Below are 19,346 nucleotides of genomic sequence, written 5' to 3'. Positions count from 1 at the left end.
CATGTTCAGACATAACGGATTGTTCGGCTTTATGGCCGGACTTTTCCTCTTTTTATCCACCGTTCTGTCCCACGCCCAGACCCAGGCCCAGACCCAGGCGCCAGGCTTTGGGCTGCAGGATGTCGCGACCATGGCGCAAGCGCTCGCGGCCAAGCCGTATGAAGACAACGCCGGACAGGTGCCCGAGGTCCTTAAGACCATCTCGTACGACCAATGGCGGGACATTCGCTTTGTCCCGGAAAAGAGCCTGTGGCGCGCGGACAAGCTGCCCTTTGAACTGCAATTCTTCCATCCGGGGCTGTTCTATGACCGCACCATAGCCGTCAACGTGGTGGAAAAGAATGTCCCCACCCGCCTGGCCTTTGATACCGGGGCTTTCGATTACGGAAAGAACAACTTTGCCGCGCAGATCCCGACGGAAATGGGATATGCCGGATTTCGCATCCACACCGCCATCAATACCAAGAACTATCTGGATGAGTTTCTGGTCTTTCTTGGGGCCAGCTATTTCAGGGCCGTGGGCAAGGGGCAGAACTACGGCCTGTCCGCCCGTGGACTGGCCATCGACACGGCGGAGCCTTCCGGCGAGGAGTTTCCTTTTTTCAAGGAATTCTGGATCGTAAAACCCGGCAAGAAGGACAAGTCCATCACCGTCTACGCGCTGCTGGACTCCCGCCGCGTAGCCGGAGCCTATCGTTTCGAAATCACGACCGGGGCGGAAACCGTGCTCGACGTCGAGTCCATTCTCTTTTTACGCGAACCGGTGGCCAAGCTGGGGATCGCGCCCCTGACCAGCATGTTCATCTTCGGGGAGAACTCCAATCCTCGCGTGAGCGACGACTTCAGACCCGAAGTCCATGACTCCGACGGCCTCATGGCTGCGTTCGACAACAACGAATGGATATGGCGGCCGCTGCAAAACCCCAAATCCCTGTCCGTCAATGTCTTCAGCGCACCCAACATTCGTGGCATGGGCCTCATGCAGCGCGACACGGATTATGCGAACTACCTCGACCTTGAGGCCAAATACGAGGCCAGACCCAGCGCCTGGATCGAACCCAAGGGCGACTGGGGACCAGGCAAACTTCATCTGGTGCAGATTCCCTCACCGGAGGAGATTCACGACAACATCGTCACCTTCTGGACTCCCGACTCAACTCCGCAGCCGGGGCAACCCATCGCCTTTGACTACAGGCTTCGCTGGGCGCCGCCCAAACGCGTGACCTCTCCCGAGGGGCAGGTCATCTTCACGCGCACCGGAAAAGGAAAAACGGCCAACTCCAGACTGTTCGTGCTTGAGTTCAAGGGCGGCAAGCTTGAGGATCTGCCGGACGACGCGGCCCTGGACGCCAACGTCTGGGTCGGAATGGGCGGCAAGCTTCTGGAAAAACGCGTCTATAAAAATCCTGTCACCGACAGCTGGCGTCTGGTATTTGAAATCGAACCCGATTCGGCTTCCGCCCTTTCCATGGTCCTGCCGGACAAAAGGCCAAGCATCGAAATGCGGGCAATCCTGCAACACGGCGTAACCCCGCTGACCGAAACATGGACCTACGCCATCAAACTCTGATGAAAAACAAAACCACGGAGCCTCCTCTGCCGTACGACGCCTGCAATTCAGGCGTCTTCCGCCCTCCAGTCGAGACAGCGGCCACGATCCTCGAGACCAGGCTGGAAGCAGCGGGCCGCAGGATCGCGGCCTATCTGCGGCATCTTCCGTTGCCGGAGAAAAGCCGCCACGAACTGGCCCTGATGACGCTGACCGCGCTGGCGGAAGACCCCGGCAACAACCCGTCCCAGGCCGAAGCCAGAGCCATGACCATCCTCCGGGAGCTCCTGGCCGAACAGCCGATTCCTCTTTTCGTGGTGCCGGGACCACCACTGCAACGCATGCACATGAAACCCGAAGAGATGGACAGGCGGCCCTGGGTGCGCGTGTTTTTGCGCCTTGGGCGGCCTCTTTGGAGCATGACCGCGTACTTTTTCAACACGCGCCTGATCGATATTTTTCAGTACGCGCTCCTGCTCGCAGGACTCTATATTCTCGACGCGACCTTGCGCTAGCAACGGTTTACGCAACTTCGTTTTTTTATAACACTCGCCAGGCGGATTGCCCGGACTTTCATAAAGCCGCGCCATGCCTTAAGTCGCCATGGTCCGGCCGCTTCACCAAGGAACTTCATGAAACGAGAATTTTTGAACGAACCCTGGCGCAAGATCGCCAGCCGTCGCAGACTTCTTCTCCTGATCCTGGTCCTGACTCCGGCCCTGGTTGCCGCCAGCGTCATGGGTTCGCTCCTCCCGCACCGGGGCACCACCTATCTCGAAGCGAGCATCATCTTTGTCTATTGCGTGCTTTTCATCTGGATCTCGCTCGGTTTCTGGACTGCCCTGGCCGGATTCTGGACCCTGCTCAAAAAAGACGACCGCTTCGCCGTGACACGCTCGCGCGGGGAACTCGACGCGCCCATCCGCGCTCACGTCAAGACCGCCATCCTCTTCCCCGTCTGCAACGAGGACCCGGAACGGATCATGGCCGGCATCCAGGCCGTCTGGCGCTCCCTGGTCAGGCTTGGCGCGGCGGACAGGTTCGACATTCACATCCTGAGCGATTCGAACGATCCGGACCGCTGGGTGCAGGAACAGGCGGCCTGGAGCAGGCTATGCGATGACCTCTCCGCGCATGGTCACATTTTCTACCGTCGTCGGCGCGTCAATCTGAAACGCAAAAGCGGCAACGTCGCCGATTTCTGCCGCCGCTACGGCGCCCATTACACCTACATGATCGTCTTTGACGCCGACTCCGTCATGTCCGGCGAAACGCTCATCCGCATGGTGCGCATCATGGAACGCAGGCGCAACGTCGGCATCCTGCAGACAGCTCCGGCCTGCACAGGTCGCGAGACCCTCATCGCCCGCGCCCAGCAGTTCGCCAACAGGGCCTATGGGCCCATGTACGCGGCAGGCCTGCACCACTGGTTTTTGGGAGACGCGCAGTTCTGGGGACACAACGCCATTATCCGGGTCAAGCCCTTCATGAAGCATTGCGCCCTGACGCGCTTGCCGGGCAAACCGCCGCTGGGCGGCGACATCCTTTCCCATGACTTTGTGGAATCCGCCCTCATGCGCCGTGCCGGATACTCGGTCTGGCTGGCCTATGATCTTGAGGGCAGCTACGAGGAGGTTCCGCCCAATCTGCTGACGGAACTCAAGCGCGATCGCCGCTGGTGCCAGGGCAACCTGCAGCATCTGCGGCTGGTCTTCACCCGCGGCATCTTTCCCGGTCACCGCGCCCTCTTTCTGAACGGGGTCATGGCGTACGGCTCGGCCCTGCTCTGGTTTCTGTTCCTGGCCCTGGCTACTGCGGCGGCAGTGACCGAGGCCATGGTCCAGCCCGACTACTTCACGCCCTCCAAATCCCTCTTCCCCGTCTGGCCCGTCTGGGATCCCACGCCGGCACTGCTGCTCTTGGCGGGCACGGCCGTGATTCTTTTCCTGCCCAAGGTCTGCGCCCTGCTCCTGGCTCTCATCAAAGGGCGTCGCAAACAGTTCGGCGGATTTTTCGCCCTGTGCGGGAGCATCCTGACAGAGGTCGTCCTGTCCACCTTGCTGGCCCCGGTGCGAATGCTCTTTCACAGCAAGTACGTTTTCCTGACCCTCATGGGCATGGGCATCGGCTGGGGCACACAGCAGCGCGACGACGAAGGCACGCGCTTCTGGGACGCCCTGCGCTTCCACGGCGGCGGAACGCTGCTAGGCCTTATCTGGGGAGTGGCCATGTTTCAGATCAACCGGGTCTTTTTCTGGTGGAGTTCGCCACTGGTCATTTCCCTGCTGCTCTCCATTCCGGTCTCCATGCTCACCAGCCGGGCCGAACTTGGCCGAATTTTCCGCAGCATGCGGATCTTCACGACGCCGGAAGAAGTCCGGCTGCCTCGCGAATACGAGGATATAGGAAACTATATGCAGAGCATCGCCGAAGACAGAACCAGTTTCGGCATTCCACCCGAGGAGGGATTTCTGAGAGCGGCCGTGGTTCCGAGAGTCAACACATTGCACCTCAGCCTGCTGCGCGGATCACGCGCCCTGTCCCCGGATATAGAACGACGCCGCGACGGCATCCTGGATAAAGCCATGGACAACGGCCCCCAGGCGCTCAGCAAGAAAGAAAAGAAAGAACTCCTGTATGACGGACAGCGTATGAAAAAACTGCACGAACACATCTGGGAACTGCCTCAGGATGTGCTTGAAAAACGCTGGAAGGTCAGGCTGGACTAAAGAGAATGGGAAGAATGGAACTGATGGGAGTCATGGGTTCGATGAGGCGTATATGGCTTCTGAGACCCATGGATTGAGGATGGCCATTCTTGATCGGCACCATACGTCCCATGCCTCCCATCACTCTCATAGCTCCTAGCTCCCATCACTCCCATAGCTCCCATCACTCCCATAGCTCCCATCACTCCCAAAGCTCCAACTCATCAGGCGCCCTCCCGGGCGCACCACGAAAAAAGCCCCGGCGAACCGGGGCTTAAAAAAGGGTGGGATTGCCCCAACCTTTAGAATTCAATTAAAACTAGTTAGCACTGGCTTTGAATTCGTCGCGTCTGTTCTTGCCCCAAGCGTCTTCGTTGGAACCCTGAACAGCGGGGTATTCTTCGCCGTAGCTGATGATCTGCAACTTGGACGAATCAATTCCCAGCAGGACCAGGAATTCATACGCAGCACGGGCTCTGCGCTCGCCAAGAGCCAAGTTGTACTCGTTGGTTCCGCGTTCGTCGCAATGTCCTTCGATCAGCAGGGACAGTGCAGGATTGGCCTTCAACAGCTCGGCCTTATCCGTCAAAACCTGGCGGGATTCCTGAGTCAACTCGTTAGAATCAAAAGCAAAATAAATCTTGTCTGCACCAATCTTTTCGATAGCCTGACGCTGCAATTCAGCAAGGCGCTGCGCTTCGAGCTGCTCTGCGGTCAAACCACCCTGTGCACCGGAACCGTCTCCAGCGCCAGCAGCAGTCGCGCCAGCAGGGGTGGAGCTCACTTTTTTGGAGCAACCGCCAGCCATGGCCAAACAAAAAACCAAAACGATCAATCCAAAAACGCCTAACTTCTTCATAACTTCCTCCATTAACGAAAAAAAAACACGCCTCAGCCACTATAATTTCCCCCAGGCCGGAGAAGTAGCTTCCCCTGGTCCGGTTGGAATCAAAATAGGTTCGTCTCCATGTTTGGTCGTCAGGTAGATCTTGCTCGGGCCGGATCTGTTTGACGCAAAAGCTATGAAATAACCATCAGGAGACCAAGTGGGATCTTCATCACTACCGGGGCCAAATGTCAACTGGCGCTCGTGCCCGGAAGCCAAATCCACCAGAAATAATTTATGATTTCCGTTCACCATCTGGGCAAAAACAACCTGAGAACCGTCGGGACTGATGCTTGGACCGGTATTGTATTTTCCAGTCAGGGAGATGCGTTTGCTCTGTCCTGTGACCATATTTTTCAAAAATACATGCGGATTTCCTAACCTATTGGAAACAAACACCATTTTCTCGCCAGACCGATCAAAATCCGGCCCGATGTCAATACCCCAGTTCTCCTCGAGAGGACGCACGACCTTGTATTCGGAATTCAGCTCGTAAATGTCCGGATTTCCGCGCATGTCGAGACTGATCGCCACATTGCCGGTCTTGGTGAAGGCAGGCGCGATAAGGGTATTTCCGGGGAGCCTCTTTTTATCCAGGGTTCTGGTCTGTCGATCCCAGACGCACAGATTGTGATACTTCTTGTCCAGAAAGACAAAAACCAGCTTTTGACCGTCGTGGGACCAGGCAGGACTGACCGCGATCCCGTCCAGGTTGGTGATCTTCTGCAGATTGAGGCCCTGGGCCGTGGCCATGTAAACCTGCTTGCGCTGCCCTTCCTTCTTGACGAAGGCGATGTTCGAACGGAAGAAATCCCCCTGCCCGGTCAAAGCCTCCATCAGGTCCGCGCAAAACCGCGCCGCCACCTCGGGAATCTGTTGATTGTTCGCTACGCCATAGCCTTTGCCCACAATCAGGCGGCCCGTGTAGACCTCATAGGCGCGCAGCTCCACCTCGCCGACTCCGCCAGGGCGGGGCGCCCAGGCAGCCGTGACCAGCACGTCGGTGCGCGCGAGCTGAAACTTGTTGAAGTCGATGCTCTGCGCCACATAGCCGCCGGGATTGGGGCCACCGACGATATCCTTTCCGGAGAGCATGTTGAAAAATGGCAAAAAGGCGCAGTTGGCATGAATGCGCTGCTGCAATTCCGACGGCGCGTTGCCGGGGATGGCTCCCACCGGGCCCGAACCGTCCTTGGACAGCGCCTCGGCCACGAAAAGATTGACCCGGGACTGTCCCGGTCCATAAATGTCGATGTTCAGCACTCCGGCGGCCAGGGCAGACGCGGAGAACGCCAGCAGCGCCAGCAGAATGAGAAGGATTTTTTTTATCAAGACAGGCTCCTGCTCAATTTTCCGTATTATAAAATGTTATGGCCAGAGTCGCGTCCAATGTTTCAGGCAAAGGAGGCAATTTCTTGGTATCCTCGATAGCGCGCATGACCGACGCGTCAAAATCGGACCGCCCGGACCCGTTCAGCATACGCGAGCTCAGAATATCACCGGCCTTGTTCACCTTGAGCTCAACGGTCGTGGCCAGCACAACGTTCGACAGACGCGGAAATCTCCAATTCTGGCGAATGGCCCGAATGACCTGCGTGGCATAGTATTGATCCAGACTGCCCGAAGACACTCCTTCGCCATCGCCATCCTCGGCGGTCCCGTCCCCGCGCGTGCCGCGCCCCGAGACTTCGCGCCCAAGATCTGCCAGAGCATCGGCCAAGGCATCCTTGGAGCCGCTCGTGGCAGTGCCTTTCGCCGCTCCGTCCGCCCCGCTCTTGGTAGAAGACTTGGCGACCTTGGTCGCCTCGCCCAGAGCCTGCGCCAGGATTTCTTCCTTGGTCGGCTTCTTCTCGGCTTTCGGCTCGCTTTTCGGTTCTTCCTTGGCGGTCTTCTTGGGTTCTTCCTTCTTCGGCTCTTCCTTTTTGGGCTCTTCCTTCTTCGGCTCCGGCTTCTTCGGCTCCTCGGGCTTGGCCTCGGCCACCTTGGTGGCGTTCACCGTGTCTGAAGGAATCGCCTTGGCTGTCTCGCTTGGGGCAGCTTTCTTCTCCGGCTTTTTGGGCTCATCCGGAGCCTTTACGGTCTTGGCATCCTTGGCTTCGGGTTTTTGAGGAGCCTCGGCGACTTCGGGGGCCTTTTTGCGCGCGCTCTTGGCCCCCGGCTTGCCTTTATTCGGAGGGCCGACCAGGTCGACCTCGTACATTCTTTTGTTCAGATTAAGTTTAATATGGGTGTCCGTGGACACATAGGCTCCGCCGAGCAGCACGACCAAATGCAGCACAATGGAGAAAACCCAACTCAAATGACGTAGCGAATTAAACACAAAAACGCCTTATCCTAGGGGTTCTCTTCCTCAGGTTCTGCCACGACTCCCAGCTTTTGCACGCCTGCGGCCCTGACTTCCGCCATCACCTTGACGACAACGCCGTACGCCACATCCTTGTCGGCCTGCAGATAAAGCAGTTTCCCTTTCTCAAATTCCATTCTTTTGAGATAGTTGCCCAGTTCATCGACCTTGACCTCATACTTGTCGAGCTTGATGGTCCCGTCTTTGAGCACGTGCAACACCACAGTGTCGCTGTCCTCAGGCAGGGTCTCAACAGCCTTGGTTTCAGGCAGGTCGACTTCAACACCCTGGGTCAGCATGGGCGCAGTCACCATGAAAATGATGAGCAGCACCAGCATGACGTCCACAAAAGGCGTGACGTTGATCTCCGCCAGAAAGCCTTTTCCTGAATTTACCTGCATGATTTATTCACTCCGCTTGTTCATCCATGGGAGTTCAAGCTGGGCGCGATTCAAAAATTCGCTGGCGAAGCACTCCATCTCCGTATGCACGGTGGTGATCATGCCCAGAAAGGTATTGTAAGCGATGGTCGCCGGAATGGCCACGGCCAGACCGATGGCAGTGGCTACAAGGGCCTCGGAAATACCGGGCGCGACTGCGGCCAGAGCCGCCGTTTTCATCTGTCCGATGGCATGAAACGAGTTCATGATGCCCCAGACAGTACCGAAAAGACCGATAAACGGGGCCGCATTGGCACATGTCGCCAAAAAGGACAAAGACCTGGACATTTCTCCAAGCCCTTCGCTCACCCCTTGTTCGAGCACCCGGCGCAGGTTGTCGCCGGCGACGCGGAACTTCAGGTTGGGATGAATGACGGATTGCTCCAGGCGGCGAAACTCCTGCAAGCCCCGCTTGGCTATGGGGTACAGGGCCGAGTTGCCCTGCTCGCGCAAGGTCTGCACTCCGTCGGCCAGATTCGTGGCGTTCTGGAACAGCGCCCGTTCGCGGAGGGCTTTACGCCGCCCGACATTGATCTGGATTATCTTGAAAAAAATGATCGACCAGCTGATAAGCGACATGATGGCCAAGAGGGTCATGACACCCTGCACAACCACGGTCGCGTTAGAAATCATGTCCCAGAATCCCATCTGCGACATACCGCCGAGCTGCGTGGCGGCGCCAAGAGATTGAATGGAATCGATCGGCTGCGTAACATTCATCTGCTCAACAACGCCCGTTTGAGCTACTGCTTCCATATCTGTCACCTTTTACACTACGAGATTATATAGGGCACAACAAATTTTCGGTTCACTACAGGCAAAGGCTCCGGGACACAAGAGCCCAGGCCTCTGCGTCCGCCTGCCGATATTCTTCGGGGGTCATGCCGCACCCGAGCGCGATCTTGCGGCGCAGCTCCGCGCAGGTCAGATCCCGCGAAGAATGGGCATCGTTATTGACAACCAGTTTGGCGCCATGCGCACGGGCCAGGGCCAGGACGTGCCCATTGGTGTATCCGTGTCCGGCCCGGGTCGTGATTTCAAGCCGCACGCCCTTTTCAGCCGCCAGCCGAACCTCTTCTTCCGTGATCAGCCCGGGATGGGCCAGCACGTCCACGCCGGCCATGATGGCCGCAAGGTTCGTACCTGCCTCCACCGGTTCGACAATGGTCTCTCCATGGGCCACGACAATTCCCGCGCCCAGAGCGCGGGCGCGGCGCACCTCCTGCTCCATGAGGGCGGACGGCACGTGCGTCAGCTCGACCCCCGCCACAATGACGATATCCATGTAGATGGAATACTCCTTCGCCATGGCGGCCACGCGCGGCAACGCAAAATCCATATTGGAGGCGTCGGCGTGGTCGGTGATGGCTATGGCCCGGTACCCGGCCACCTTGGCCCGACGCGCCAATTCAGCCGGGATCAGTTCCCCGTCGCTAAAGCTCGAATGGGTATGCAGATCGATCACAGCCGCGTCACATCTTGTACTTGAGATCGTCCAGGCTGTACTTGGAGAGGATGTCCGTCCACTTGTCGCTGTCCTCGCCCGTGACAACCTCCTGAAAAACGCCTTTCTGCAACGTCTTGTTCAAAGCGATGACTTCCTCCGAAACACGGATGGGCACCTGGGCTCTGAGGGCCAGGGCGATGGAATCCGAAGGACGGCAATCGACGCGGCGCTCGCCGGTCTCGCCTTGCAACACAAGTTCGGCATAATAGGTGCCTTCGTGGATGGAGATGATCTCCACCGCGACCAGCCGGGTTTCCATCTTCTCCAGTATGGTCAAAATCAAGTCGTGAGTCATGGGTCTGGGTACGGCGACCTTGTTCAGGGCCATGGAAATGGACATGGCCTCCATGGCGCCGATCCAGATGGGAAAAATGATATCTTCCGATGTGTCCTTTAAAATAAGGATGGGCATCTGCGAATCCTCGTCCAGTGCCAATCCGAAAACCATCATGTCTACCACGGTTCACCTCGAATCTCTCCCACGAGGGAGTGTTTCTTCGCGTCCACGATGCGCACGCGAACCATTCTGCCAGTCAGGCAAGGTATGGGCGATGAGAAATTGACAATCCGTCCGCCCCCGTCACGGCCTCTCCAAAAAATATACTCACTGTCCTGCATCTTGCTCGGCCCTTCGACCAGCACTTCGGCCATCGACCCCACCTGCGCGGCCAACTCCTCGACGGTGATTCGGTCCTGCATCTCCTGCAGCACCGCGAGACGCCGCGACTTCTCTTCTTCGGGCACCTTGAAATCCATCTTTTCGGCGCGCACCCCCGGCCGGTCCGAATACTTGAAGGAGAAGCTGGATTCGTACCGCACTTCACGCATAAGTTCCAGAGTATCTTCAAAATCCTGAAGAGTCTCGCCCGGAAAACCGACAATGATGTCCGTGGTCAGGGTAATTTGCGGGCAAACCCGGCGCAGCTCGCGGATCGTGTCCAGGTAACGCGCCCGTGTGTATTTGCGCCCCATGGCCTTCAGGACTGCGTCGGACCCGGACTGCACGGGCAGATGCAGCTGCGGGCAAAGATTGGGCAGTTTGCCGAATGCGGTCACAACCTCCGGGGCGATGTCCTTGGGATGCGATGTCGTGAATTTGAGGCGCATGAGGCCGGGAATGGCGGATATCCGCTCCAGGAGCGACGCAAAGGATGTTCCGTCGCCATGCTTGTCCTGGCCGTAGCTGTTCACGTTCTGCCCCAAAAGGGTCAGTTCGCGCGCGCCACGACGCACCAGGGCCTCGCATTCGGCCACCACGGCGTCCGAGCTGCGCGATTTCTGCCGTCCCCTGGTGAAAGGCACGATGCAGTAGGCGCAAAAATTATCGCACCCCTGCATGATGTTCACAAAGGCCTGAGCCTGGACAGTACCGCCTTCGGGCTGTTCGCGTTCGGGATAATGGTCCAGAAAATCAAGCAGGCTTATCCGTAGCGCAGGGTCGTTGGCCAGCCGCTCCAGAGCCTGGGGCACCATGGCCGTTCCGTCGGTGCCGAAAACCAGGCGAACGAAAGGAAAACGGTTCCAGAATTCCTCGCCGATCTGCTGAGCCACGCAGCCGCCCACGGCCACGAAAACATCCGGACTCCGGTCGGCGTAGCTCTTCAGCCGGCCGAGCAGGGAATACACTTTCTGTTCGGGCTTTTCCCGCACGCTGCACGTCGTGACCACGAAAACCTGGGCGTCGGATTCGCCCGCCTCGGTCCAGCCTCTGGAGACCAAAGATTGGGTCAACCAGTCGGCGTCCGCCACATTCATCTGGCATCCAAAAGTCAGTATATGAAACCTCACGAAAAGGGGTAGCCTCCTCAATTATGCGTTGCGCATTGCTATGAACGTTTTTTTAACCCAGTCAACTCATTTTGGGGGCATTTCTCCAAACGGTCACGGGTCTGTTTGTCAACCCACTGCAAAAAAGGCTCGTGGCCATGGCCCAGCGCCAATGCCACTATACAAGGTACTTCATAAGGATGCAGGCCGAGAACGCAAGTTTTGAGCGGCTCGAACAGGGTCTGGGCCGTCTTGGCCAGCACGATCACCTCGGTCTCGTGCTGGATCTCGTCTTCCCACCAATACATGGACTGGACCTGCGGCAGGATGTTGACGCAGGCGACCAGGCGCTTTTCGAGCAAGGCCCGCCCTATCCGCGTGGCGGTCTTTTGATCCGGAAACGTCATGTAGACCAGAATCTGTCCCATTTTTACCTCCATGCAAAAAACTTGAGGTTGCGAAAAAAAACTGTCAGGCAAGGCTCGGCGTCTTCAGACACGTCTGCACGTGGAGCATCGCATGAGAGTTTCATCCATCACCGCACGAGCCCGGGCCGTTCGCGAGCGACTGGCCCGGCGGTATCCCAGGCCCCGGACCGAGCTTTCCTGGTCCACGCCATGGGAGCTGCTCGTGGCCACGATCCTGTCGGCCCAATGCACGGATGCGCGTGTCAACATGGTCACACCAAAGCTCTTTGCCACCTGGAGAACCGTGGAGCAGATGGCCACGGCCGATCCCGCTCAGATCGAGAGCGTAATCCGCTCCACCGGGTTTTTCCGCAACAAGGCCAAAAACCTGCACGCCTCGGCAGTGCGCATCGTGACCCACTTCGGCGGTCAGGTGCCGAGGACCATGGAAGAAATGCTGACCCTGGCCGGTGTGGCCCGCAAGACGGCCAACGTGGTCCTGTCCAACGCTTACGGCGTGCACGCGGGCATCGCCGTGGACACCCATGTCAAGCGGATCAGCTTTCGTCTCGGGTTGACCCGGCAAACCAACCCGGACAAGGTCGAACAGGATCTGCTCAAACTTTTCCCGCAGGAAAGCTGGGGAGCGGTCAACCACTACCTGGTCCTTTTTGGCCGTGAGGTCTGTGCTGCCCGCAAACCCCTCTGCGATGCCTGCGAACTCGCCGACCTTTGTCCGCGGACCGGGGTTGTTTCCCGCTCCGCTTCACCCGTAACGTAACACAAAGCGTGAACATGCATATCGGAAAATTCACTCTACACAGCACCGACGGCAAAGCCCGCACCGGCGAACTGCACACCGCCCACGGCGTCATCCCTACCCCCATTTTCATGCCCGTGGGCACACAGGGCACGGTCAAGGCGGTCTGCCCCCAGGATCTAAAAGACCTCGGCGCGCGCATCATCCTCGGCAACACCTACCACCTGTGCATGCGCCCCGGCGACGAGATGATCGCTAGGCGCGGCGGGCTGCACAAATTCATGAACTGGGACCGGCCCATCCTGACCGACTCCGGCGGCTTCCAGGTTTTTAGCCTCTCGGGCCTGCGCAAGCTCTCCGAGGACGGCGTGGCTTTCTCCTCGCACATCGACGGCTCCAAGCATTTTTTCTCGCCCGAAAAGGCCATCTCCATCCAGAAAAACCTGGGCTCGGACATCATGATGGTTCTCGACGAATGCGTCCCCTACGGGGCGGACTACGAGTACACCAAAAAATCCCTGGGGCTGACCACGCGCTGGGCAAGGCGTTGCCGCGAAGCCTATCCCCAGGGCAGCGGAGACCAGCTCCTCTTCGGCATCGGTCAGGGAGGATTCTTCAAGGACCTGCGCGAGGAAAGCATCCGCCAGCTTATCGACATCCCCTTCGACGGCTACGCGCTGGGGGGGCTTAGCGTCGGCGAGTCCAAGCCGGAAATGTTGGACATCCTTTACCACAGCGCCCCGTTCCTGCCGGCGGACAAACCGCGCTACCTCATGGGCGTGGGCACTCCGCTGGACATCGTGCGCGGCATCGACGCCGGCATCGACATGTTCGATTGCGTCATGCCCACCCGCAACGCCCGCAACGGCACCCTCTTCACCTCGCAGGGGAAGGTCAACATCAAGCGCGCCCAGTACACCGAGGACGACAGCGCCCTTGATCCCGAATGCTCCTGCTACACCTGCCGCAACTTCAGCAAGGCCTACCTGCGCCACCTTTACCAGGCCCAGGAAATCCTGTCATATCGCCTCAACACCATCCACAACCTGGCATTCTTCCTGACCGTGGTCACAGACGCCAGGAAGGCCATCGAGGAAGGTACGTTTCAGGCATACAAAGCGCGTTTCGAGGGTATCTACGATACATAGGCGTCACGGTAAAAAAGCGTCATCCCCTTGAAGAAGAGAGGCCATGTCTTTAACCATTTGAAAAGAATGGATTCCCGCCTTCGCGGGAATGACGCCGAGGTTCCTTCGCGACTTTTTTGAAGAGAACTCAAACAAAGGCAAAAAAAGTTCCTCCGCGCGAAGCTCAAGGCGGATCGGTCCGGGGGCAGGGGCGGGTCGGCTGTCTGACTGAGCCAGGCATCGTTTGCCGCATCATTGCTCCCCCGGCCGAAGCGCCGTATCGTGCCCGAGCACGCAATGATGCGGCTCTACGAGGCCGGCGAGGGAGTTCCGGCCCGGCCATGCCTCCGGACCGACCCGCCGCCCTCCGAAAAATAAAACCTATTCATCTTTCTTACATCCCAAAAGGAGGCCCGCATGCTCAAGGATCTTGCCCTCAAAAACCGCAGCTATCGCAGATTCGACAACTCCGTCGCCATCCCCATGTCCACCCTCGAAGAACTCGTGGACCTGGCCCGAATCTGCCCCTCGGCCGCCAACAAACAGCCCCTGCGCTTCATTCTGAGCACTTCGCCGCAGGATAACGACGCCATCTTCGGCTGCCTGAAATGGGCCGCCTATCTGAAGGACTGGGGTGGACCCGCGCCGACGGAGCGCCCCGCGGCATACATAGTCATGCTCAACACGGCCACGGATTGGGATTTCGCTAAGTTCGATCTGGGCATCATGGGCCAGACCATGCTGCTGGGAGCGGTGGAAAAGGGACTCGGCGGCTGCATGGTCGGCGCCATGGACCGGGAAAAGCTGCGCGCCCATTTCGCTCTGGCTCCGGAACTAGAAATCAGCCTAGTGCTGGCCCTGGGCAAACCCGCCGAGGACGTTCGCATCGTGGATCTGCCGGCGGACGGCTCCATCAAATACTACCGGGACGAAGCCGGTACCCATTTTGTGCCCAAGAGAAGCCCTGGCGAACTCATCCTGCTCAAAACCGGAAAATAAAAAAACGGCCGCAAGCCACCCAACCGGGAAAGCTTGCGGCCGCAAACACGACAAACGTAAGGTCCTATCCCTTGCGGGCGACCAGTTCCCCTAGGCGGTAGGAGTCAAGAGTCTGCATGAGCACATTGCTGGCTTCGATCCAGACAAACTGCGTCACGCATTCGCCAGCCAGGGAACACTCCCCGCAGATGGGCTCCCCTTCGGCACACTGGGTCAGGGCCACTTTTTCTTCAAGGGAGCGCACCACGTCCCCGACAGTGATGTCCATGGCAGGCTTGGCCAGCTTGTGACCGCCAAAAGGACCGCGCTTGCTCTCGATGAGCCCGCCACGCCGCAGACCCGTGATCAATTTTTCGATGTATTTCTGTGAAATTTTCTGACGCCTGGCAATATCCGTCGTATTGACCCAACCTCTGTCCTGATTCAAGGCAATATCGAGCAGCAATCGCGTTCCATACCGGCTTCGCGTGGTCAAGCGCATGCGGTCCTCCAAATTTTCAAGGTCTAGCCATTGCCGCCGGACTTGCCGGACTCATTCTGGGCACCATTTGCCCGATTTTCCAATCGTACATGCTTGCGGGGCAAATCCACCCGAAATTCAGTACCTTCACCCGGCGTCGAATCGACGTGGATCTGCCCGCCGTGCTGATGGACGACATCATTGGCTATATAAAGCCCAAGCCCAGTCCCCTTGCTACCCTTGGAAGAGAAAAACAAGGAAAACATTTTTTCCTGAGTAGCACGGTCCATTCCCGGTCCATTGTCCCGGATGATGAATGAAACAGAATCCTTGCTGCCTTCGATCAGGAAGGAAACATTATGGCGATCCGTGGATTCATCTTCGATGCACGCGTCCACCGCGTTCTCGAGGATGTTGACCAGGCCGGCGGAGATGACTTCCGGATCGATTTCAAATCGCCCCAGCTCGCCATGAAATTCCTTTTGAAAGCGAACATCGTGCTTGGTGGCTTTAGGTTCGACAAAATTGGCCACCCCGTCGCCAAAACTGTGCACATCGATGAGCTGGATATTGAGGTCCCGGTCCTTGGAATAATAGAGCATCTCCAGAACGGAATTGCGAATCCGGGATATCATCAGCTTGACGCGCTCGGCACCGTTGGCGACAAGCTCCAGATCCTTGTTCGAGATGCCCTTTTCAAGCCGGTACAGTCCACCGTCGAGTGCGGTCAGCATGCCGCGCACGCCGTGCGAGATGGAGCCGATGAAGAGCCCAAGCGAGGTCAGCCGACCCTGCAACTCGCGGATCTGCGAAATGTCCGTGGCAAGTTCCATGACTTCATGAATCTCGCCCTTCTCGTCACGCAACGGGGCGGTCAGGGTCAGCACGATCTTCTGCTGGCCGCCGCGCGTGGTGACCACCTCTTCGGTCTGGTGCACCATGCCGTCGCGGAAGGTTTCCTCCACGGGACATTGCGGACACGGGTGTGTGCGATGCTTGTAGATTTCATAGCAGCGCTCGCCCAGACACGAGCCGAAATCGAGCTTGAACTGCCGGTTTGCCCGCACGATGCGACGGTCCCTGTTCTGCACCGAGATATAGCACGGCACTTCATCGAAAAGTTGACGGCAAAGCTGATGGCTGGATCCGAGGATTTTGTTCTTTTCCTTCAGGAGCCCATTTTCCTGCTGCAGGTCAAGCAGGGTCAGAGCCCGATCAAGAGTAATGCGCAGGGCCCTCTCCGAGACGGGCTTGTACAGAAAATCCGAAGCGCCATCAGCCAGGAAACCCAATCCCAGGTCATATTCGCCATCCGGAACCAGGACGATAATACGCACTTCCGGATAACCGACACGAATCCGCCGCAGCAACTCCTGTCCGAGCTGGCAATCACAGATCCCCAGAACCGCCAGCCGCGGCCGCACCACGCCTACGGTGACAAGAGCGTCGTCATAATCGCAGTTGGAAGATTGATACCCATATTCATTCAGGATATGCGCCAGGACCCTGCCGTGCTCAGGGTCCTGGGTTATGATCACAATGGATTCGGAAAGGACGATGTCATGCATATGTTTTGCCACAAAAAACCCTTGCTCGTTTCACATATGCGCCCGGGCAAGGGTTTTTCACGTTTGAGTTGCGGCTAACCAATTGTTTCCTTGATGACTTTCAGAAGGTCCTCGCGATCAAAAGGCTTGGTGAAGGAAGCCACGGCTTTCTGAATCGCATACTTGTTCCCGGAGAGGCCACTGATGACGATCACGGGGATATTGCCGCATTCGTCGTCCTGGCTCAGCTCCCGGTAAAAACGCGGGCCCCATTCCTTTGGCATTTCAAGATCCAAAGTGATCAGATCAGGCTTTTCCTCTTTGACAACGGCCAGCGCGTCGGCACCGTCGGAAGCTTTGCAGGTTGCGTAGCCTGCGTCCTGAAAAATGTCTTCCAGATACGTGACGATGTTGGGATCGTCATCAATGATCAGAATCTTCTTGCCCATCATACACCCCCAATCATGATTACACGTTACACAGTCTAGATTTTATCCGCACGATTGACCGATGCCACGGGACAGGTCGCACGCAGCAACACCTGCTCCAATGTGTGCCCAAACGCGGAGTCCTCGTCACTGACGTCCTTGGAATGGTGGGCCATGACAATGAGATCGGCCTGCTTCTCACGTGCGTACTTGACGATTTCGACATACGGGATGCCTTCCCAGATATCGGCCGTGATATTCTTGAAATCACCGGCCTGGATCAGGTACTTGCGACGTATCCGATCCCGGGCCTCAATCATCTGGTCGTCGAGCTGCTTCTGGGAAATGAGGCTATGGGTGGTGCCGATGTCGATGGCATGGAAAACATGCAATTTGGCATTAAGTTCCTTGGCCGTATTGAGGGCGAACTTGAACGCATGTTCGGACGCCTTGGAAAAATCCGCGCCAAAGACGATATTGGTGAATCCGCCCCAAAATGAGGCCACAGGACGATTGACCACCAGCACAGGAGCCTTGGAAGCCTTGGCCACCCGCTGCAGGGTCGAACCGGCGAAATGGCGCTGATAGGCGTCGGCATCGGCCTCGCAGCCGGTGGTGCTCGCACCCATGACGATCAGATCAACGTCTTCCTGGCGGGCCTTGCGCAGCACCTCGCGGTGCGGGATGCCTACGGAGGTCTCGATCTCGCAATCCACTCCGCTCTTCAACTGACGGTCATAGGTGTTCTTAAGCTCATCCTTGACCCACATGATGTAATCTTCGTCCAACTCGACTTTCTCGCCCGTGCGCACATCGACCACAACCTGACTGAAACCCCGGCTGGGCACTCCGAGCACATGGTGCACAAAAAGTTTGGCATTATAACGCGCTGCCAAATCAAACGCGACACGCGCTGCGGCATCACAACAGGGAGAGCCGGAGGTGGCGAACAGAATCTTTGTAAACATATGTCAACTCCCGTTCTGTTTGCGGCATGCCGCCTTAAAAAGCGGCATGCCGTTGTCTGGACAGACTTATTCCTGCGGCAAGAGATGCTCCGGAACAACCAGCATCTTGATCAGAAGCGGCTTCAGGAAGCTCCAGCGGATGCCGATCTCGAACTCCTCTTCCAGATCGCGGATGGCATCCCAGCAGTTATGGCACGGGGCAATGACAAACTTCGCCCCCGTGGCCAGGATCTGCTCCCGCTTCATCTTCAGCGCGACGTTGCGCTGTTTCCGATAGCGTCCGATACCATTAAACCCGCCACCACCGCCACAACAATAGTTGTGCTCCTTGTTGGGAGCCATCTCACGGAAGTCTTCCGCAATATGCTTCATGATGATTCGGCCGCAGTCACGCAGTCCCGCATTACGCACGTAGTTGCAGGAGTCCTGCAGCGTGACCGGCTCTTTTATTCTCTTGGCCGGATCGATCTTGAGCTTGCCTGTTTCCAGTGCTTCGGCCACCCATTCCACATAGTGCAGACATTCCACAGGGGGTTGTCCATCCGGCCGACCGGCCCAATACGGACCTTCGATGACCGTGGCACGGTAGGCGTGTCCGCATTCCGTAGCGACCATGCGTTTGGGACGCAGACGTTCCATGGCGCCGTACACGGTTTCGACCTGCATCTTGCAGGCTTCCCAGTCACCGGCGAACATGGAGAGGCTGGTCATTTCCCAGCCCTCGGAGGGCATGGTCCAATTTTCCCCGGCCACGTGGAACAGAATGGCCGCCTCGACGATGTCTTCGGGGTAATGCTTGGCCTCGCGGGCGTTGATCATGTAGACGATGTCGGCATCTTCCTTGTCCACCGGAATTTCCAGGCAAGGCCATTCTTCAAGGGCCTCGTCGACCATCCATTCGCAGGTATCCACGAATTCTTCGACGGTGACGTCCATCTGGGCGCGGAACAGGCGGTGCATGCCGGAACCGATCTTGAGCTCCCACGGCACGAAACCCTGGGAGTGCAGCAGTCCTCGCAGGTAGCCGAACATGACGCCCATATCGATGCCGTAGGGGCAGAACGAGCCGCAACGGTTGCAGCAGGTGCACTTGGACCAGGCCGTGTCCATGCACATGCGCATGAACTCGTTGCTCACGTTGCCCTTCTTCTTGACGATCTCGCCCAGAGTGGACTGGATCTTGTACGAGGGCACCTGCTTGGGATCGCGCTCGTTCACGCTGTACAGAAAGCAGCTGTCGGCGCAGAGTCCGCAATGGGCGCAGATATCCAGCCATGTTTTGGTTCGTGACTTCATGGTCTTCTGGATGGTTGCCCAGAGCTTCTCGGCATCCACATCCAGTTCTTCCATTTCCGCATAGTATTTCTTTCCGTTGCTGTCGGCCAAGAGGGCGTCAAGATCCTCTCGGGAGGCAACGGGTCTCTTATTACAAATTGTACCTTCGGGCAT

20 protein-coding genes are annotated in these 19,346 nt (G+C 57.7%); 6 read left to right on the top strand and 14 right to left on the bottom strand.

Annotated elements, in window-relative coordinates; translation table 11 throughout:
- The first annotated feature begins 1 nt into the window (after window position 1).
- From DBAC_RS03055 to mdoH, 3 genes are all read left to right on the top strand, one after another.
- Window positions 2-1,570: an OpgD/OpgG family glucan biosynthesis protein gene (locus tag DBAC_RS03055; protein WP_015772817.1), complete on the top strand. Its 1,569-nt coding sequence runs from the start codon at window positions 2-4 to the stop codon at window positions 1,568-1,570.
- Window positions 1,570-2,064, top strand: a complete 495-nt coding sequence (locus tag DBAC_RS03050) for a hypothetical protein (RefSeq protein ID WP_015772816.1) — start codon at window positions 1,570-1,572, stop codon at window positions 2,062-2,064. The genes DBAC_RS03055 and DBAC_RS03050 overlap by 1 nt, the downstream gene beginning before the upstream one ends.
- Before the next feature lie 117 nt (window positions 2,065-2,181).
- Window positions 2,182-4,278, top strand: coding sequence for a glucans biosynthesis glucosyltransferase MdoH (mdoH, locus tag DBAC_RS03045; RefSeq protein ID WP_015772815.1), 2,097 nt, complete (start codon window positions 2,182-2,184; stop codon window positions 4,276-4,278).
- A 298-nt stretch (window positions 4,279-4,576) separates the two neighbouring features.
- On the opposite strand, the gene pal is transcribed toward mdoH, so the two are convergent.
- From pal to cutA, 9 genes are read right to left on the bottom strand one after another with little or no spacing between them, the layout of a single operon-like run.
- Window positions 4,577-5,116 (bottom strand): peptidoglycan-associated lipoprotein Pal, encoded by a 540-nt coding sequence (gene pal / locus DBAC_RS03040; protein WP_015772813.1) that lies wholly within the window; start codon window positions 5,114-5,116, stop codon window positions 4,577-4,579.
- Window positions 5,117-5,155: 39 nt separating this feature from the next.
- Window positions 5,156-6,475 (bottom strand): PD40 domain-containing protein, encoded by a 1,320-nt coding sequence (locus DBAC_RS03035; protein WP_015772812.1) that lies wholly within the window; start codon window positions 6,473-6,475, stop codon window positions 5,156-5,158.
- Window positions 6,476-6,488: 13 nt separating this feature from the next.
- Window positions 6,489-7,463, bottom strand: a complete 975-nt coding sequence (gene tolA / locus DBAC_RS03030; RefSeq protein ID WP_015772811.1) for a cell envelope integrity protein TolA — start codon at window positions 7,461-7,463, stop codon at window positions 6,489-6,491.
- Window positions 7,464-7,477: 14 nt separating this feature from the next.
- Entirely contained in the window at window positions 7,478-7,888 is a 411-nt protein-coding gene (locus tag DBAC_RS03025) for an ExbD/TolR family protein (protein WP_015772810.1), read from the bottom strand.
- Window positions 7,889-7,891: 3 nt separating this feature from the next.
- Complete coding sequence (locus tag DBAC_RS03020; RefSeq protein ID WP_015772809.1) at window positions 7,892-8,683, bottom strand: MotA/TolQ/ExbB proton channel family protein; 792 nt, start codon at window positions 8,681-8,683, stop codon at window positions 7,892-7,894.
- A 55-nt stretch (window positions 8,684-8,738) separates the two neighbouring features.
- The gene (locus DBAC_RS03015; RefSeq protein WP_015772808.1) at window positions 8,739-9,392 is read right to left on the bottom strand and encodes a histidinol phosphate phosphatase domain-containing protein; all 654 of its coding nucleotides are present in this window, start codon (window positions 9,390-9,392) and stop codon (window positions 8,739-8,741) included.
- Window positions 9,393-9,399: 7 nt separating this feature from the next.
- Window positions 9,400-9,894 (bottom strand): bifunctional nuclease family protein, encoded by a 495-nt coding sequence (locus DBAC_RS03010; RefSeq protein ID WP_015772807.1) that lies wholly within the window; start codon window positions 9,892-9,894, stop codon window positions 9,400-9,402.
- Complete coding sequence (gene miaB, locus DBAC_RS03005) at window positions 9,888-11,222, bottom strand: tRNA (N6-isopentenyl adenosine(37)-C2)-methylthiotransferase MiaB (RefSeq protein ID WP_015772806.1); 1,335 nt, start codon at window positions 11,220-11,222, stop codon at window positions 9,888-9,890. Before miaB ends, DBAC_RS03010 begins: the two co-directional genes overlap by 7 nt.
- A gap of 38 nt (window positions 11,223-11,260) precedes the next feature.
- The gene (gene cutA, locus DBAC_RS03000) at window positions 11,261-11,629 is read right to left on the bottom strand and encodes a divalent-cation tolerance protein CutA (RefSeq protein WP_015772805.1); all 369 of its coding nucleotides are present in this window, start codon (window positions 11,627-11,629) and stop codon (window positions 11,261-11,263) included.
- A gap of 91 nt (window positions 11,630-11,720) precedes the next feature.
- On the opposite strand from cutA, the gene nth reads away from it, so the two are divergent.
- The 3 genes from nth (at window position 11,721) to DBAC_RS02985 (ending at window position 14,494) form a co-directional block, all read left to right on the top strand.
- Entirely contained in the window at window positions 11,721-12,389 is a 669-nt protein-coding gene (nth, locus tag DBAC_RS02995; protein WP_015772804.1) for an endonuclease III, read from the top strand.
- 14 nt (window positions 12,390-12,403) lie between these two features.
- Window positions 12,404-13,516, top strand: coding sequence for a tRNA guanosine(34) transglycosylase Tgt (tgt, locus tag DBAC_RS02990; protein WP_015772803.1), 1,113 nt, complete (start codon window positions 12,404-12,406; stop codon window positions 13,514-13,516).
- 396 nt (window positions 13,517-13,912) lie between these two features.
- A complete protein-coding gene (locus DBAC_RS02985; RefSeq protein WP_015772802.1) occupies window positions 13,913-14,494 on the top strand; it encodes a nitroreductase family protein in 582 nt (193 codons plus the stop codon).
- Window positions 14,495-14,558: 64 nt separating this feature from the next.
- Here DBAC_RS02985 and DBAC_RS02980 read toward each other — a convergent pair whose 3' ends face one another.
- The 5 genes from DBAC_RS02980 to hmcF all read right to left on the bottom strand — a co-directional run bounded on the left by DBAC_RS02980 (window position 14,559) and on the right by hmcF (window position 19,346).
- Window positions 14,559-14,975: an RrF2 family transcriptional regulator gene (locus DBAC_RS02980; protein ID WP_012805784.1), complete on the bottom strand. Its 417-nt coding sequence runs from the start codon at window positions 14,973-14,975 to the stop codon at window positions 14,559-14,561.
- A gap of 23 nt (window positions 14,976-14,998) precedes the next feature.
- On the bottom strand, window positions 14,999-16,522 hold the full coding sequence (locus DBAC_RS02975; protein WP_012805783.1) for a hybrid sensor histidine kinase/response regulator: 1,524 nt from the start codon (window positions 16,520-16,522) through the stop codon (window positions 14,999-15,001).
- Between the two features lie 74 nt (window positions 16,523-16,596).
- The gene (divK, locus tag DBAC_RS02970) at window positions 16,597-16,950 is read right to left on the bottom strand and encodes a DVU0259 family response regulator domain-containing protein (protein ID WP_012805782.1); all 354 of its coding nucleotides are present in this window, start codon (window positions 16,948-16,950) and stop codon (window positions 16,597-16,599) included.
- Between the two features lie 35 nt (window positions 16,951-16,985).
- The gene (locus DBAC_RS02965; RefSeq protein WP_012805781.1) at window positions 16,986-17,897 is read right to left on the bottom strand and encodes a universal stress protein; all 912 of its coding nucleotides are present in this window, start codon (window positions 17,895-17,897) and stop codon (window positions 16,986-16,988) included.
- Window positions 17,898-17,963: 66 nt separating this feature from the next.
- Complete coding sequence (gene hmcF / locus DBAC_RS02960) at window positions 17,964-19,346, bottom strand: sulfate respiration complex iron-sulfur protein HmcF (protein ID WP_012805780.1); 1,383 nt, start codon at window positions 19,344-19,346, stop codon at window positions 17,964-17,966.

It is taken from the genome of Desulfomicrobium baculatum DSM 4028 (genome assembly GCF_000023225.1).
Classification (GTDB): domain Bacteria; phylum Desulfobacterota; class Desulfovibrionia; order Desulfovibrionales; family Desulfomicrobiaceae; genus Desulfomicrobium; species Desulfomicrobium baculatum.
Note: the sequence above shows the minus strand (reverse complement) of the source record. Positions and strands in the feature narration are given on the sequence as shown.